We start from the raw sequence: 15,504 nt of genomic DNA on the forward strand, positions 1-15,504 counted from the left end.
GAGCAATTCACGAACCCTGCGCTCGGCCTCACTCGTCCGGCTCTTTCAGGTCGAGCTTCATTTCCAGCCTGCGAAGCACCGCAAGGACAATCGCGCCGAGCAGGCAGCCGAGCCCCGCGATGAGCCAAAGCCCCAGCCCTGCGGCAAGGCCGATCGAAGCGGCCAGCCACATGCCCGCGCCCGTGGTCACGCCGCGGACATGACCGCGCTTGAAGATGATGAACCCGGCCGCCAGGAACGCCACGCCCGATGTTATCGCTTCGACTAGGCGGATCGGGTCGGCCCGCACCTGCTCGTCGGAGAACTCGGGCATGGAGACGATTTCCACGGCGACGATGGCGAATATCGCCGAAGCCAGGCAAACCAGCATATGCGTGCGCAGGCCAGCCGGACGGTCGGTCAATTCGCGCTCGAAACCCAGCACGCCTCCGAAGAGGATCGCCAGGCAAAGCCTTGCGACGATGACCTGCCAGGGCAGAACGGTGTCGGGGGCAAACTCGGCGAGCAGGATGTCCATGGCAAAGACAATGCCCGGCGCGCTATCCGGTTCCTCAACCCCGGATCGGACGCCACCGCGCTTTGCGGGCGACGGGGAGCCCGGGACACGAGTTCGGGCTGCCGCAACGAGAAAGAGCGCCGGACAGGCGCTCTTTCCGATCAGTCGCGAGTGATCCGGGCCTATTCGCTCTTCGGTTCGGCCTGCTGCTCGGCGGCCTCTGCGGCGGCCTTTTCCGCGGCCAGCGCCTGGGCGGCAGCGACCTTCTCCGCTTCCAGACGGGCTTTCTCTTCAACAACGAGCTGGCGCGCCTCGTCGTTCAGCTTACGGGCGCGGGCATTGGTGTTTTCGGTGATGCGCGCCGATTTGCCGCGACGGTCGCGCAAATAATAAAGCTTGGCGCGGCGGACCTTGCCGCGGCGCACGACTTCGACACCCTCGACCAGCGGCGAGAACACCGGGAACACGCGCTCCACGCCCTCGCCATAGGAAATCTTGCGAACGGTGAAGTTTTCCTGGAAACCGGAGCCCGAACGCGCGATGCAAACGCCTTCATAGGCCTGCACGCGGGTACGCGTTCCCTCGGTCACGCGCACCAGCACACGCACGGTGTCGCCCGGCGAAAAGTCTGGAAGGGTGCGCTGCGCGGCAATCTTTTCGACCTGCTCGGCCTCGAGCTGACGGATAAGGTCCATCGTTCATGTCCTTTGTTCTTCGCGAAGCGTCAGAGCGCTCGTCTCGCCGGCAGTCCTCTTGACCGCCTGATGAGTGCCTTCCGCGGAAGGACAGGAGCGAATTCACGTTCATTGATTAATGCACGGCCATGGACCTCCCATGGCAGCGGATGCGCGCACATACAACAGGCATCGGCGGAAATCAACTATCGAGGGCGCGCGGGAACGAACTTCAGGACGCCGACAAGCTCCGATCCCGCCTCGCGGCCGCCGTCGGAAGGGTGCCTGATCCCGTCGGTCACCGGCACTTCCTCGAAATCGAACGGGCTGATGCCTTCGAGACAGGCGACATTGACGCCGTATTCATTCGGGTTCGACCGTCTCTGGTGATGCGTATAGATGCCGCATCTAGAGCAGAAATAGTGCTTCGCCGTGTTCGTGTTGAACTGGTAGAGCGAGAGCCTCTCCCCGCCCTCCACGACCGTGAGATCGCCCAGTTTGGCCGAAACGGCGACCGCGCCGCGCATGCGGCAGTACGAACAGGTGCACCGGCGCCCGTTGCGCAGCCCGTCGCTAAGCTTCACCCGGAACTTGACGGCGCCGCAGTGACAGGCGCCCGCCGCATGTTCGAAGTCGTAGTCCATCGTCCGATCCCTCTGCCTTGCTGGATCAGTTCACCGTCTCACGGAAACGCTGAACTGATCCAACTGTTTGATTCCATGCAATTCCGGCGGACAACCGGCTTCCATTTTTCCTGGAACTGCTCTAACCGCCGATGCGGCCCAGATGCGTGTCCTTGAAACCGCTGGTTCTCTTCAAACCGTAGCCAAGCGCGCGGTCGATGCCGATATGCGCTGCCAGGATCATGCCGAGTTCGGACAGCAAGGGCCAGCCGGCAATCGATGCGAGAGCCAAAAGCGCGACCGGCGCAAGCCAGCTATGGACGGCGTTGTAGCACCATGCACCCACCCGCGGCCCGGCAAGATAGCCGAGCATTGACAGATCGGGCACGAGAATGAGCGCGGCGAAAAGCCACCAATCGCCGCCGATGAAATGATAATAGCCGAGCGCGGCGAGCGCCAGCGCCGCCCCTTCAAGGCGCAAAAGACCGCTCATGCCTTCCCCCCGCCGCGGGGGCGGTAAGCCTGCCATAAATCCGGCCGGCGCTCCGCAGTCAGCCTTTCGGCCTGTTCATGCCGCCATGCGGCGATCTTGGCGTGGTTGCCCGAAGTCAGCACCTCGGGGATCTCCCTGCCCTCGAACTCTTTCGGCCGGGTATAGTGAGGATGCTCGAGAAGCCCGCTTTCGAAGCTTTCCTCCTCGCCCGACACGACATTGCCCATCACCCCCGGCAACAGCCGCACGACGGCGTCGAGCAGCACCATGGCCGCCGGCTCGCCGCCCGACAGGATATAGTCGCCGATGGAGATTTCCTCCAGCCCGCGCGCATCGATCAGCCGCTGGTCGATGCCCTCGAACCGCCCGCACAGGATGACGGCGCCAGGACCGGCGGCCAGCTCGCGCACGCGCGCCTGCGTGAGCGGCCTGCCGCGCGGGCTCATGAGAAGCCGGGGACGTGGGTCCCCGGGCGGCGCCGAATGATCGAGCGCCCGCGCCAGGACGTCGGCGCGCATCACCATGCCGGCGCCGCCGCCGGCCGGCGTATCGTCGACGCTGCGATGCTTGTCGGTGGCGAAATCGCGTATCTGCACGGTCTCGAGCGACCACGTTCCGGCCTCACGCGCGCGCCCGGCAAGCGAGATGTCGAGCGGTCCCGAAAACATCTCCGGATAGAGCGTCAAAACGGTTGCACGGAAGGTCACCGATTGCCTCCGGCCGGTTTCGGCCCGCGCGGGGGCGCGGAAGGCTCAGATGGCGTAGGCGGATCGGGATCTTCGCCGGGTGCTTCCTCGCCGTCCTCTCCGAGCCCGGCCGCCAGGCTGTCCAGCCTTATGACGCCTTCCTCGAAGTCGATTTCGGGCACGGCCTCCCGCGTGAAAGGCACCATTACGCTCGGGCCGGAATCCGGCCGGATTTCCAGGACGTCGCCTGCTCCGAAATCATGGATGGCGAGCACCTTGCCCACTTTCTCGCCGGTCTCGTCCAAAGCCGGCAGGCCGATCAGGTCGGCGTGGTAGAACTCCTCCTCTTCCAGCTGGTCGGGCAATGCCGAGCGGTCGACGTAAAGCGCCTGACCCGTCAGCGCTTCCGCGGCGCTGCGGTCGCTCACCCCTTCGAAGCGGACGATGACGACGTTCTTGGCCGGGCGCACATCCTTCACCTTGAGCGCCTGACCGCTCTCGGTGTGAAGCGGGCCGTACCGGCCGAGTGCCAGCGGGTCTTCCGCGAAGCTTTTCACGCGCACTTCGCCCTTGATCCCGTGCGCCGCGCCGACCACTGCGAGTTGAACGGGATTCTCGAGCTTTACCGTCTTGGCCATGTCTTCTCCGATGGCGGGAATACTGCCTGGCAGCCCATTGCGCCGGTTTCCTCAACCTTGGCGCGGCGGCTCGTTGGCGGACAGCCGCGCCGCCACGGCCTCGATGCGCTCCGCCAGCTCGGCGATGCTGCCCGTGAGCGTGGCATCGTTCTTGTCGGCCTTCAAAAGAGCGTCGTCCCGCGTCTTGCGCAGGGTCGCGATCTCGCTTTCCATGCCGCGCACCCGCTTCTGCAGCTCCGCCAGCTCGTCCATCACCATGATGCCTGCCATCACGGTGATGCGCTGGTCGCCGATTTCGCCGAACGAGTCCTTCAGGTGCAGGACATAGCGGTCGAAACGCTCGGCCAGGTCAATCAGGTGCGCTTCCTGCCCCTCGTCGCAGGCCATGCGGTAGGTCTTGCCGTCGATGGTTACGGTGACTTGAGCCATGACTGCCGTTACCGGTCGAGCACGGCGCGGATCGTCTCCATCGCCGTCACCAGCCGCCGCGACACCTCGCGATTGACCTCTGCCAGCCGCTCCGCGCGCGCCTCGGCCTTGTCGATCTCCTGGGCAAGCCGCGCCCTGTCCGCGCCCATACGCTGCACCTCCGCTTCGGCCTCGGCGAAATCCTGCTCCCTTTCGAGCCGGTTGTCGGCCGCAGCTTCCAGCATGCCGACGGCCTTCGTCAGACGGCCGATCGCTTCCTTCAGCGTCGTATCACCAGAACTCTGGATGTTCATCGCCACCATTCCCAGCCCGCCCGCCTGCGAAATGCGCGCAATCCTAAGCTTTTACCCCCGAAAGATTACGCGGAGGGTGAAGCATGCGTCAATAAGATCCCCCCGCTATCCCCTATAAGATGGGCCCGATCAAGGCACGCGCAGCCGGCAGGTTTTATTGACTTAGGCACGCCACCTGCTATGTCTCGCCTGCATTTTCGGGGCCGCGATGTGCCAACCGTTCAATCTCCTGCCGATCTGCGAGCAAACATGATCCCACGCGACAAACACGACCGGATGGCGAACGCAATCCGTTTCCTCTCCATGGATGCCGTCGAGAAGGCCAAATCCGGACATCCTGGACTGCCCATGGGGACGGCCGACATTGCCACCGTCCTGTTCACCCGCTTCATGACGCACGACCCCAAGAAGCCCAACTGGCCCGACCGGGACCGCTTCGTCCTGTCCGCGGGCCACGGTTCGATGCTTCTGTACTCCCTGCTCTATCTGCTGGGCTATGAAGACATCGACATCGACGAGATCAAGAATTTCCGCCAGCTCGGCTCGCGCACGGCCGGGCACCCGGAATATGGCCACGCCGCCGGCATCGAAACGACCACCGGACCGCTCGGCCAGGGTCTGGCCAATTCCGTCGGCATGGCGCTGGCGGAATGCCTGCTCAACGCCCGCTATGGCGACGAGCTCGTCGACCACTATACCTATGTGCTGGCCGGGGACGGCTGCCTGATGGAGGGCATCAGCCAGGAAGCCATAGCGTTTGCCGGCCACCTGCGACTCAACAAGCTCATCGTCATGTGGGACGACAACCGGATCTCCATCGACGGCCCGGTCTCGCTGGCCGATTCCACCGACCAGTGCGAGCGGTTCGCGGCGTCGGGCTGGAACACGCTGCGCGCCGACGGCCACGACCCCGAAGCCATCGCCTCGGCGATCGAGAGCGCCCGCGCGTCCGACCGCCCGACGCTGATCGCATTCCGCACCACCATCGGCCACGGCGCGCCGACCAAATCCGGCACGGCCAAGGCGCATGGCTCGCCCCTCGGCGCCGAGGAGATCGCGGGCGCGCGCAAGGCGCTCGGCTGGGACGCGGATCCCTTCGTCGTGCCTTCCGACATTCTCGACGATTGGCGGCTGGCAGGCCTGCGCTCGGCCAAGGAGCGCAAGGAATGGGAAAAGCGCCTGGCTGCGGCCGATGCCGACACCCGCGCCGAGTTCGAACGCCGCATGCGCGGCGACCTGCCCGAAGCCTTCACCGCCGTCATCGACGACTACAAGAAGAAGCTGGCCGGCGAAAACCCCAAGGTCGCCACCCGCAACGCTTCCGAAATGGCGCTGGAGGTCATCAACGACTGCCTGTCGGAGACCATCGGCGGCTCGGCCGACCTGACGGGCTCCAACAATACCCGCACCAGCCAGCTCGGCACGGTCGAGCCGGGAAGCTTTTCCGGCCGCTACATCCATTACGGCATCCGCGAGCACGGGATGGCCGCGGCCATGAACGGCATGGCGCTGCATGGCGGCATCATTCCGTATGGCGGCACCTTCCTGACCTTCTCCGACTATGCGCGCCCGGCCATGCGGCTGGCCTCGCTGATGGGCATCCGCTCCATCTTCGTCATGACCCACGATTCCATCGGTCTGGGCGAGGACGGGCCGACCCACCAGCCGGTCGAGCACCTGGCGGCACTGCGCGCGATACCCAACCACAATGTGTTGCGGCCCGCCGATGCGGTCGAGGCCGCCGAATGCTGGCAGATCGCGCTGGAAAGCCGCAAGGTGCCCTCCACCATCGCCCTGACCCGCCAGAAGCTGGAACCGGTGCGCACCTCCTATGTGGAGGAAAACCTGTGCGCCCGCGGCGCCTACGAGCTGGCGCCGGCGGGCGACGATGCGGCCGTCACGATCTTCGCAAGCGGTTCCGAGGTCGAGATCGCGGTCGAGGCTAAGAGGCAGCTCGACGAGCGCGGCCACCCGGCGCGGGTGGTCTCGGTGCCCTGCTTCGAACTGTTCGAAGAGCAGTCGGAAGATTATCGCGAGGCCATTCTCGGCCAGACGCCGGTGCGTATCGCCATCGAGGCCGGCATCCGCCAGGGTTGGGACCGCTTTATCGGCTCCGATGGCGTTTTCATCGGCATGACCGGCTTCGGAGCCAGCGGGCCGGCGCCCGACCTCTACAAGCATTTCGGCATCACCGCCGAAGCGGTCGTGCAGGCGGCCGAGGCACGTCTCGGCGAAACGAAATAAGAATGGCCGGAAGGACCGGGGCGGACTTTGCCATCTGGCTCAGTCATCGCCCCGGCCTATGGCTGGATTCTTTATCGCGCCCGCTTTAAGTAACTCTCGTCTTTCCGCCATTAGCCATGGCCCATGCCCCGGAGGAAGTTCATGACCGTCAAAGTCGCCATCAACGGATTTGGCCGCATCGGCCGCAACATCGTTCGCGGTATCTACGAATCGGGCCGCAAGGACATCGACATCGTGGCCATCAACGATCTGGGTCCGGTCGAGACCAACGCTCATCTGCTGCGCTATGACAGCGTGCATGGCCGCTTCCCCTCGGAAGTGACGGTCGACGGCGATACGATCGGCATCGGCAGCGACAGCTTCAAGGTTTTCGCCGAGCGTGATCCGGCCAAGCTGCCCTGGGGCGAGCTCGGCGTCGACATCGTGATGGAGTGCACCGGCATCTTCACCTCCAAGGAGAAGGCCTCGCTCCACCTTGAAGCCGGCGCCAAGCGTGTGCTGGTCTCCGCCCCCGCCTCCGGCGCCGACCTGACGGTCGTCTACGGCGTCAACCACGACAAGATCTCGTCGGAGCACAAGGTCGTTTCCAACGCTTCCTGCACCACCAACTGCCTCGCGCCCGTGGCCAAGGTGCTGCATGACGCCTTCGGGATCGAGAAGGGCTTCATGACCACCATTCACGCCTATACGGGCGACCAGCCGACGCTGGATACGATGCACAAGGATCTTTATCGCGCCCGCGCCGCGGCCATGTCGATGATCCCGACCTCGACGGGCGCGGCCAAGGCCGTCGGCCTGGTGCTGCCCGAGCTCAACGGCAAGCTCGACGGCGTGTCGATCCGCGTGCCGACCCCCAACGTCTCGGTCATCGATTTCAAGTTCGTGCCGAAGAGGAAGGTCACGGTCGAGGAGGTCAACAAGGCGCTGGTCGACGCCGCCAACGAGGGGCCGCTCAAGGGCATCCTTGCCTATACGGACGAGCCGCTGGTCTCGATCGACCTGAACCACAACCCCGCCTCTTCCACCTTTGCGCTCGACCAGACCAAGGTGATCGAAGGCGATCTCGTGCGCGTCATGGCCTGGTACGACAATGAGTGGGGCTTTTCCAACCGCATGGCCGACACGGCGGTGGTGTTCGGCAAGACGATCTGACGCGAAGATTCCTGATCTGCGACGATACGCCCGGCCTTCGTGCCGGGCGTTTTTCCTGCCGCGCTTGCGGAACCGCGCATTTGGACGCACTCTGCACTGAATCTGCGAAGTCAAAAGGGCGATGGATCAAGGCATCTATGTCATAACGCTCATCGGCACCGTTCTGGTGCTGATCGCCGCCTTTTCCAGCCTGATCGCCTTCCGCTTCGGCGCCCCTCTCCTTCTCATATTTCTCGGAATAGGCCTTGCCGCCGGCACCGACGGGCTGGGACTGGATTTCGACAATGCCTCAGCGGCCTATTTCGTGGGATCGCTTGCGCTTGCCGTGATCCTGTTCGATTCGGGCTTCGGCACATCCATATCCGCCTTCCGTTCCGCCGCCGCGCCGGCCGTCGTGCTCGCCACCGTCGGGGTGATGCTCACCGCCGGCCTCGTCGGCGTTGCCGCCCATTTCGTCGCCGGCTTCGACTGGCTGCAATCCTTCCTGCTCGGCGCCACCGTCGCTTCCACCGATGCTGCGGCTGTCTTCTTCCTGCTGCGGGTCGGAAACATCTTCGTGCGCGAGCGCGTCCGCTCGACGCTCGAAGTGGAATCGGGCTCCAACGACCCCATCGCCATCTTCCTGACGCTCTCGCTCGTCGGGCTGATCGCCACCGGCACACCGCTGGAGCCCGCCAAGCTGGCCGGCGAGGTGGCGATGGGCTTTCTCCAGCAGATGGGCATCGGCCTTCTTGCCGGCATCGCCGGCGGCTACGTGATCGTGCGGCTGGTGATCCGGCTGAACCTCGACCAGGGGCTGATTCCCATACTCGTGCTGGCCCTGTCGCTGCTCGTTTTCGCACTCGCCGGCGCCATCGGCGGCTCCGGTTTTCTCGCGGTCTATGTGGCGGGCCTGGTGGCCGGCAACGGCCGGCTGCGCTCGACCGCGGCGATCAAGCGCTTCCAGGACGGGGTGACCTGGCTGGCGCAGATCATCATGTTCCTGGTTCTGGGCCTGTTCGCCACGCCTTCGCAATTCGCCGAACTCGCCGTACCGGCGCTGGTTCTGGGCCTGTTCCTCATCTTCGTCGCCCGCCCGCTGGCCGTGACCTTGTGCCTCATGCCGTTCCGCTTCTCCCGCGCGGAGACGGCCTTCATCTCATGGGTCGGCCTGCGTGGCGCCGTGTCCATTCTCCTGGCGATCACGCCGCTCATCGACGAGCTGGAAGGCGGCCGCGCCTTGTTCAACATCGTCTTCATCATCGTGCTCGTCTCGCTGATGGTGCAGGGCTGGACCGTCGGCCCGCTTGCCCGCCGGCTGAACATGGTGGTGCCGCCCCGGCTGGGCCCGCTCAACAAGGTGGAGCTGGAGCTGCCCGGCTCGGCGCATCATGAGTTGCTTGCCTACCGCGTGGTGCCGGGCAGCCCGGTCGAGCGCGGACAGCGCATTCCCCGCTGGGCACGTCCGTCGCTGGTGGTCCGCGACGGGCGCTCCATGACCTATCAGTATGCCGGGCGCCTCATGGCGGGCGATCACGTCTACATCTTCGTTCCCGACCGCTACCCGCGGCTGCTCGACCGTCTCTTCGCAAGCCCCGCCGAAATGGATCCGGAGGACGCCGATTTCTTCGGCGCCTTCAGCGTCGATCCGGACCGGCCCGCCGCCGATATCGAGGCTGCCTATGCGCCGGGGCTAAGCGACAAGGAACAGGCGATGTCGATCGCCGAATTCATGCGCAAGCGCCTGGGCGGGCGCGCCGAATATGGCGACCGCGTCACGCTGGGCAACATCGAGCTGATCGTCCGCGACGTCGACGAGAATGGCGGGATCGCTGCGGTGGGCCTGTCGGTCGACCCGCCCGCAAGCCCGACGCCGGTGCCGGTTTTCCTCAGCATCGGCGAGGCGGCAAGCCGCCTCCGGAGCATGCTGAAACGCCGAAGCTGACGCATCGGCGAAAAGCCTCGCGGCATCTTGTCAGCGCGGCTCGGCACTGTATGTTCCGGGCCGCGCCCGACAGGGGCAGCCTGCCGAACGAGGAGCAAGGGACATGGCCGATTTCAGGACTCTCGACGATCTGGGCGACGTCGCCGGCAAGCGCGTTCTCGTACGCGTCGATCTCAACGTGCCGATGAAGGACGGGGTGGTGACCGACGCGACCCGCATCCGCCGTATCGCGCCGACCCTTGCCGAACTCTCCGGAAAGGGCGCCAAGGTCATCCTGCTCGCGCATTTCGGCCGGCCCAAGGGCAAGCGCGATCCTGAAGCTTCGCTCGGCCCCGTGGCCTATGCCGTCGAGACGGCGCTGGACCAGCGCATCCATTTTGCCTCCGACTGCATCGGCGAGACCGCCACGGAGGCGGTCGCCGAAATGGCCGATGGCGACATCCTCCTTCTCGAGAACACGCGTTTTCATCCGGGCGAGGAAAAGAACGACCCCGATTTTGCCGCCGCGCTTGCCGAAAACGGCGACATCTATGTAAACGACGCCTTCTCCGCCGCCCATCGCGCCCATGCCTCGACCGAAGGTCTAGCCCGCCTGCTGCCGGCCTATGCCGGCCGCACGATGCAGGCCGAGCTCGAGGCGTTGGAAAAGGGGCTCGGCAATCCGGCGCGCCCGGTGCTGGCCATCGTCGGCGGGGCAAAGGTCTCGACCAAGATCGACCTGCTGCTCAACCTGGTGAAGAAGGTCGATGCGCTGGTCATCGGCGGCGGCATGGCCAACACGTTTCTTGCCGCGGGCGGCACGAATGTCGGCAAGTCGCTGTGCGAGCACGACCTGGCCGAAACCGCCAGGCAGATCATGATCGATGCCGCCTCGGCCGGCTGCGCCATCATACTTCCTTCCGATGCGGTGGTGGCCCGCGAGTTCAAGGCGGGCGCCGAAAGCCATGTGGTCGAGGTCGACGCCGTGCCTGCGGATATGATGATCCTGGACGTCGGCCCGAGAACGGTCGAGAAGATCAAGGAATGGCTGGACCGCGCCGATACGGTGGTCTGGAACGGCCCCCTCGGCGCGTTCGAGATCGAGCCTTTCGACAAGGCGACGATGGCGGCTGCCCGATATGCGGCCGAACGGACCCGTGAAGGACTGCTCGTCTCGGTGGCCGGCGGCGGCGATACGGTCGCGGCGTTGAACCAGGCTGGCGTCGCCGACGATTTCACCTATGTCTCGACCGCCGGCGGCGCTTTTCTGGAATGGATGGAAGGCAAACCGCTGCCCGGCGTGCTGGCATTAACGAAGTAGGCGAACTTCGTTTTCTTTCAATCGATTAGGAGCCTGGCCACCGCATTCCGTTTTCTACTGTCATCTGCTAATCGCGTTGCATGGCACGGCTAGAGCGCCGTGCGTCCATTCGGACGCACAAAGGACGCTCCATCTTTTTGTTTTCCGCATTTATGCGGACGTCAGGTGGTCCCACCTGACTGCAAAATGCTGAAGGAGGCACAGGAATGAGCGAACGTCTTGAAGATATCGCCGCCCGCATGTTGGCAAGCGGCAAGGGTATTCTGGCCGCCGACGAAAGCACCGGCACCATCAAGAAGCGGCTGGATTCCATCGGTGTGGAATCGACCGAGGACACAAGGCGCGACTATCGAGAGATGCTGTTCCGCGCCGAAGAAGGGATGAAGAACCACATCTCCGGCGTCATCCTCTACGACGAGACCCTGCGCCAGAAGGCAAGGGACGGCACGCCGCTGGCGAAGGTCATCGCCGACAGCGGCGCGGTGCCCGGCATCAAGGTCGACAAGGGCGCCAAGCCGCTGGCCGGCTTCCCGGGCGAGACCATCACCGAAGGCCTCGACGGACTACGCGAACGCCTTGCCGAATATTACGAGCTCGGCGCGCGCTTCGCGAAATGGCGGGGCGTGATCTCCATTTCCGACGATCTTCCGAGCTGGGGCGCCGTCAAGCAGAACGCGCAGGCGCTGGCCCGTTACGCGGCACTCTGCCAGGAGGCGGGCATCGTGCCCATCGTCGAACCGGAAGTGCTGATGGACGGCAAGCCGGGCGATCACTCCATCGACCGATGCTACGACGTCACCGAATGGGTTCTGAAGACGGTCTTCGCCGAGCTTTACGACGCCCGCGTGCTGCTCGAAGGCATGGTGCTGAAGCCGAACATGGTCATCGACGGCAAGAATGCGCGCAAGGCCAGCCGCGAGGAAGTGGCGGAAAAGACCGTGCGCTGCCTCAAGGCGACCGTGCCCGCCGCCGTTCCGGGCATCGCATTCCTGTCGGGCGGCCAGTCGGACGAGGAAGCCACGGCGCATCTGTCGGCCATGAATGCCGGCCACGACACGCCGTGGACGCTGACCTTCTCCTATGGCCGCGCGCTGCAGGCGGCCGCCCTGAAGGCCTGGGGCGGCAAACAGGAGAATGTCGCCGCCGGCCAGCGGGCCTTTGCCCACCGTGCCCGGATGAACGGTCTCGCCGCCCGCGGCGACTGGAAGGAAGCGCTCGAAAAGGCGGCTTGACTGCCGCGCCCTTCGCACCCTCTGTCCTGGCCGACCATTGGATCATCTTTCCTCAAGAGGCGGATCGGCTGCCATGCCCGGCAGGGCAAGGGCGCGCGAAGGCGCAGTAACGACAGGTCGATTCCGTAGGGTGGGCTCGAAGATCGCGGCGGCGAATGCGGCCGGGCCGGAATTATCGGTTCACCCTCGGATTGTCCTTTGCTAAACCCGTTTGATGAACCCGCTCAAGGCTGCGCTTTCCTGGCTTGCCTTCCCGATCTATGCCTGGCAGGGCATCGGGGTGCGGCTGCGCACGCCGCGCATGCTGCCGCCGCAGGGGCGGGTGCGTCATCGCATCGACGGAGCGGAGCCGGCGGTGCGCCTGCTGGTGATCGGCGATTCGTCCGTCGCCGGCGTCGGCATCGCCGATACGAGCTATGGCCTGCCCTCGCAGCTTGCCCGCCTTGTCGCCCTGCGCCACGAGCGCGCGGTCGTATGGCGGGCCGCCGGCTTCAATTCCGCAACCGCGGGACAGGTTCGCGATTTTGTGGTGCCTAATCTCGCCGACGAGCACTGGACCCATATCGTGATCGCGGTGGGCACCAACGATGCCAAGAATTTCCACGGGGTACGGCGCTTCAAGCGGGAGTTCGGCGGCCTTCTTTACGCCTTGCGCGCCAAATGGCCCGAAGCCCTGATCGTCTGGTCGCCCGTCGTCGACATGCGCCGCATGCCCGCCCTGCCGCCGGCGCTTGGGCATATACTGGAAATCCGGGCATCGCTGATCAACCACATGGGAACGCAGCTTTGCGAGGAGCGCGGCGTGGTGCCGGCCACCCGCCTGCCCATTGACGACCCGGATGCGGGCTTTTCCGATGACGGCTTTCATGCCTCGGCGGATGGCTACCGCGCCTGGGCCGAACATCTACTTGCCTACATGCAGGAAGGCCGCCAGGTCGAGCGTCCGGGCCGGCTGGTCGCCTGATCAGAATCGCCGGCTGCGTCTTTTCCATTTCATTCCACGTCGCATTCTGCATATCCGCCCGATCCGGGAAGGCATAGAGCAGCGTCACCGAGCGAGCCCGTGGAACTTGCCCGATCTTCATCTTATTTGCACGGAACCGGCTGCTTGCGCCATGTCGGCATGTAGCCGTTCATGAACCCTTTGAAAGACCAGGTCATGGCCGCACAAGCGGAAGCAAGCCAGCCACTCGCCGACTACGGCAGCGAGAGCCTGCCGACGCCGGCGATCGCCGTTGCCTCGATCATCCTGTCTGTCGGGCTCGTCGCCATCGGCAACGGGCTGATGTTCGCCTTCATTCCGCTGCGACTGGCGGCCGAGGGTTTCAGTCCGACCTGGGCAGGCGCCATCCTCACCGCGCTGGCCGCAGGCGGCATGGTCGGCTGCTTCATGACCGGGCACATGGTGCGCCGCGTCGGCCATGCCCGCGTGTTCATGACGCTGACGGCCATCGTCATCCTCTCCAACGCCTTTATCGGCATGATGACGGAGCCCTATTTGTGGCTCGGCTCCCGCGTCCTCTACGGCTTCGCCATGAACGGGCTTTTCATCGTGGCCCAGAGCTGGCTGAACGATGTGCTCGAGAACAATATCCGCGGCCGGGTGATGGCGATATTCTACGTCACCTACGTCGTGGCGCTCGGACTTGGTTCCTTCTCGCTGCGCTTCATCGACATCGCCACCAACGCCGCGCCGATGATCGGCGTCGTGTTCGCCGCTGTGTCCATTATCCCGGTGGGGCTGACGCGCCTGCGCCCGCCTCCGCCGCCGGAAACCGCCTCCATAGCGCTGAAGCTTGCCTGGCAGGTGTCGCCGGTGGGCGTTGCGGGCATGCTGGCCGTCGGCGGTCTGTCGATGATGGTGGCTGGTTTCGCGCCGATCCATGCCACCGCCGCCGGCCTGAGTCAGCAGGACGTGGCGCTGCTGATGTTCGCCATGCCGGTGGGAACCATCCTGATCCAGATTCCGGCCGGGTGGATTTCGGACCGCATGGACCGCCGCTATGTGCTCGTCGCCTCTTCGCTCCTGGTCATCGTCGGCGGCATCCTTGCCACGCGCGTCGACGGCGGCGCCCTGATCTGGATGCTGGCCGTCTACATGATCTGGAGCGGCGCGACGGAAGCCATCTATTCCATTTCGAGCGCCCATGCAGGCGACCGCGCCCACAAGGGCGACCTCGTGGCTCTGTCGAGCACGATGCTGTTCGCCTGGTCGCTGTCCGGCTTCCTCATCCCCGGCGGCACGACCTTGCTCACGGCGGTGTTCGGCACCGAAGCCTTCATGTATGTCGCCATCGTGGTGGCGGTCGCCTTTTGCGCGTTCGTCCTGTGGCGGATCAGGCTTGCCGAGGCGCCTGCGTCCGAGGAGACAACCGACTTCGCGCCGCTGCCGGCCCAGGCGCCCCTGCCGGCCGAACTCGCCTTTTATCCCGACGAAACGGCCGAGGAGCCGGAGCGGACCGACGAATCGGACGAAACTCCGGCAGGCGTGTCTTGAAACTGACAAGTATGTCTGCCTATCTATCTACTGCCTGAACCATCCACCGGATGGCGGAAATGCGGCAGACTGATCCGCCCGCAGGCAAGAGGCTGACGACCGGCTTTGCCGTTTTCGCTTTTCCAGAATCGGATTTTGGTTCAAGCTTACGGTGCGCGACAGAGTGTCGTGCAGCCTGGTTGTTCTTGTTGGAAAGGAAAGACACTGAGAACAGCACTGCAGAAGAAGGCTGAAATCATGCCTTCACCGGCCGGGGCAAGCGGCGACAGCCTGTCTCGCGCCATCCAGACCGTGCTGACGAGCCTGGAAGGCTCCAAGGCGGAAAACATCGTCTCCATCGACATTCAGGGCAAATCGCCGCTGGCCGACCACATGATCGTGGCGTCCGGGCGGTCGCACCGTCACGTGGCGGCCGTCGCGGAACATTTGCTCCGGGCGCTCAAGGAAGAAGGCTTCGGCGCGGCACGCGTCGAGGGTCTTGCCGGAGCCGACTGGGTGTTGATCGATTCGGGCGATATCATCGTTCATGTGTTCCGGCCTGAGGTTCGGGAGTTCTACAACATCGAAAAGATGTGGGCGGCCCCCGACCTGGAGGACGAAACGCTGCACTGAAGCATGGCTCCGGGAAGCGGAGAACCGCTTTTCGGACTGCAACATGCTGGAGGCGAACGACGGATCGTCGTGACCGACGATGAAATCCGTGCGGTCCGACACATACCGCCGCCGGTGGCGGCGCCCGACCGCGCCGTGCGTCCTTCTGGACGCACGAGGGACGTTGCAAGCCTTGGAGGCCATGCGGCGGGCGCATGTGGTGCGCCCACCT

The 15,504-nt window shown here is 64.9% G+C and carries 16 protein-coding genes; 8 read left to right on the plus strand and 8 right to left on the minus strand.

All coding sequences use genetic code 11. The features are described from left to right. Window positions 1-28: 28 nt before the first annotated feature. From NTH_RS09645 to NTH_RS09680, 8 genes are all read right to left on the minus strand, one after another. On the minus strand, window positions 29-517 hold the full coding sequence (locus NTH_RS09645; protein WP_338529818.1) for an MgtC/SapB family protein: 489 nt from the start codon (window positions 515-517) through the stop codon (window positions 29-31). 161 nt (window positions 518-678) lie between these two features. After that, on the minus strand, window positions 679-1,191 hold the full coding sequence (gene rplS / locus NTH_RS09650; protein WP_338529819.1) for a 50S ribosomal protein L19: 513 nt from the start codon (window positions 1,189-1,191) through the stop codon (window positions 679-681). Between the two features lie 185 nt (window positions 1,192-1,376). Then, on the minus strand, window positions 1,377-1,814 hold the full coding sequence (locus tag NTH_RS09655; protein WP_338529820.1) for a GFA family protein: 438 nt from the start codon (window positions 1,812-1,814) through the stop codon (window positions 1,377-1,379). Window positions 1,815-1,935: 121 nt separating this feature from the next. After that, window positions 1,936-2,286, minus strand: coding sequence for a DUF4260 domain-containing protein (locus tag NTH_RS09660; protein ID WP_338529821.1), 351 nt, complete (start codon window positions 2,284-2,286; stop codon window positions 1,936-1,938). Then, window positions 2,283-2,993 carry a tRNA (guanosine(37)-N1)-methyltransferase TrmD gene (gene trmD / locus NTH_RS09665; RefSeq protein WP_338529822.1) on the minus strand — a complete coding sequence of 237 codons (711 nt, stop codon included), beginning with the start codon at window positions 2,991-2,993 and terminating at the stop codon, window positions 2,283-2,285. Before trmD ends, NTH_RS09660 begins: the two co-directional genes overlap by 4 nt. Beyond that, entirely contained in the window at window positions 2,990-3,610 is a 621-nt protein-coding gene (rimM, locus tag NTH_RS09670; RefSeq protein WP_338529823.1) for a ribosome maturation factor RimM, read from the minus strand. Before rimM ends, trmD begins: the two co-directional genes overlap by 4 nt. Window positions 3,611-3,661: 51 nt before the next feature. Continuing rightward, entirely contained in the window at window positions 3,662-4,039 is a 378-nt protein-coding gene (locus NTH_RS09675; protein ID WP_338529824.1) for a cell division protein ZapA, read from the minus strand. A gap of 8 nt (window positions 4,040-4,047) precedes the next feature. Continuing rightward, window positions 4,048-4,332 carry a DUF4164 domain-containing protein gene (locus NTH_RS09680; RefSeq protein WP_338529825.1) on the minus strand — a complete coding sequence of 95 codons (285 nt, stop codon included), beginning with the start codon at window positions 4,330-4,332 and terminating at the stop codon, window positions 4,048-4,050. Between the two features lie 180 nt (window positions 4,333-4,512). Here NTH_RS09680 and tkt point away from each other — a divergent pair, with 180 nt between their 5' ends. From tkt to rsfS, 8 genes are all read left to right on the plus strand, one after another. Next, window positions 4,513-6,576, plus strand: a complete 2,064-nt coding sequence (gene tkt, locus NTH_RS09685) for a transketolase (protein WP_422392372.1) — start codon at window positions 4,513-4,515, stop codon at window positions 6,574-6,576. Between the two features lie 141 nt (window positions 6,577-6,717). After that, a complete protein-coding gene (gene gap, locus NTH_RS09690) occupies window positions 6,718-7,728 on the plus strand; it encodes a type I glyceraldehyde-3-phosphate dehydrogenase (RefSeq protein ID WP_338529826.1) in 1,011 nt (336 codons plus the stop codon). Between the two features lie 121 nt (window positions 7,729-7,849). Beyond that, window positions 7,850-9,652, plus strand: a complete 1,803-nt coding sequence (locus tag NTH_RS09695; RefSeq protein WP_338529827.1) for a potassium/proton antiporter — start codon at window positions 7,850-7,852, stop codon at window positions 9,650-9,652. Between the two features lie 103 nt (window positions 9,653-9,755). Further along, window positions 9,756-10,952, plus strand: coding sequence for a phosphoglycerate kinase (locus NTH_RS09700; RefSeq protein ID WP_338529828.1), 1,197 nt, complete (start codon window positions 9,756-9,758; stop codon window positions 10,950-10,952). A 206-nt stretch (window positions 10,953-11,158) separates the two neighbouring features. Further along, window positions 11,159-12,184 carry a class I fructose-bisphosphate aldolase gene (locus tag NTH_RS09705; protein ID WP_338529829.1) on the plus strand — a complete coding sequence of 342 codons (1,026 nt, stop codon included), beginning with the start codon at window positions 11,159-11,161 and terminating at the stop codon, window positions 12,182-12,184. 214 nt (window positions 12,185-12,398) lie between these two features. Next, a complete protein-coding gene (locus NTH_RS09710) occupies window positions 12,399-13,148 on the plus strand; it encodes an SGNH/GDSL hydrolase family protein (protein WP_338529830.1) in 750 nt (249 codons plus the stop codon). A gap of 171 nt (window positions 13,149-13,319) precedes the next feature. Beyond that, window positions 13,320-14,681 carry an MFS transporter gene (locus tag NTH_RS09715; RefSeq protein ID WP_422392373.1) on the plus strand — a complete coding sequence of 454 codons (1,362 nt, stop codon included), beginning with the start codon at window positions 13,320-13,322 and terminating at the stop codon, window positions 14,679-14,681. Window positions 14,682-14,918: 237 nt separating this feature from the next. After that, entirely contained in the window at window positions 14,919-15,293 is a 375-nt protein-coding gene (rsfS, locus tag NTH_RS09720) for a ribosome silencing factor (RefSeq protein WP_338529831.1), read from the plus strand. Window positions 15,294-15,504 lie beyond the last annotated feature (211 nt).

The sequence above is a fragment of the Nitratireductor thuwali genome (genome assembly GCF_036621415.1).
GTDB lineage: Bacteria > Pseudomonadota > Alphaproteobacteria > Rhizobiales > Rhizobiaceae > Chelativorans > Chelativorans thuwali.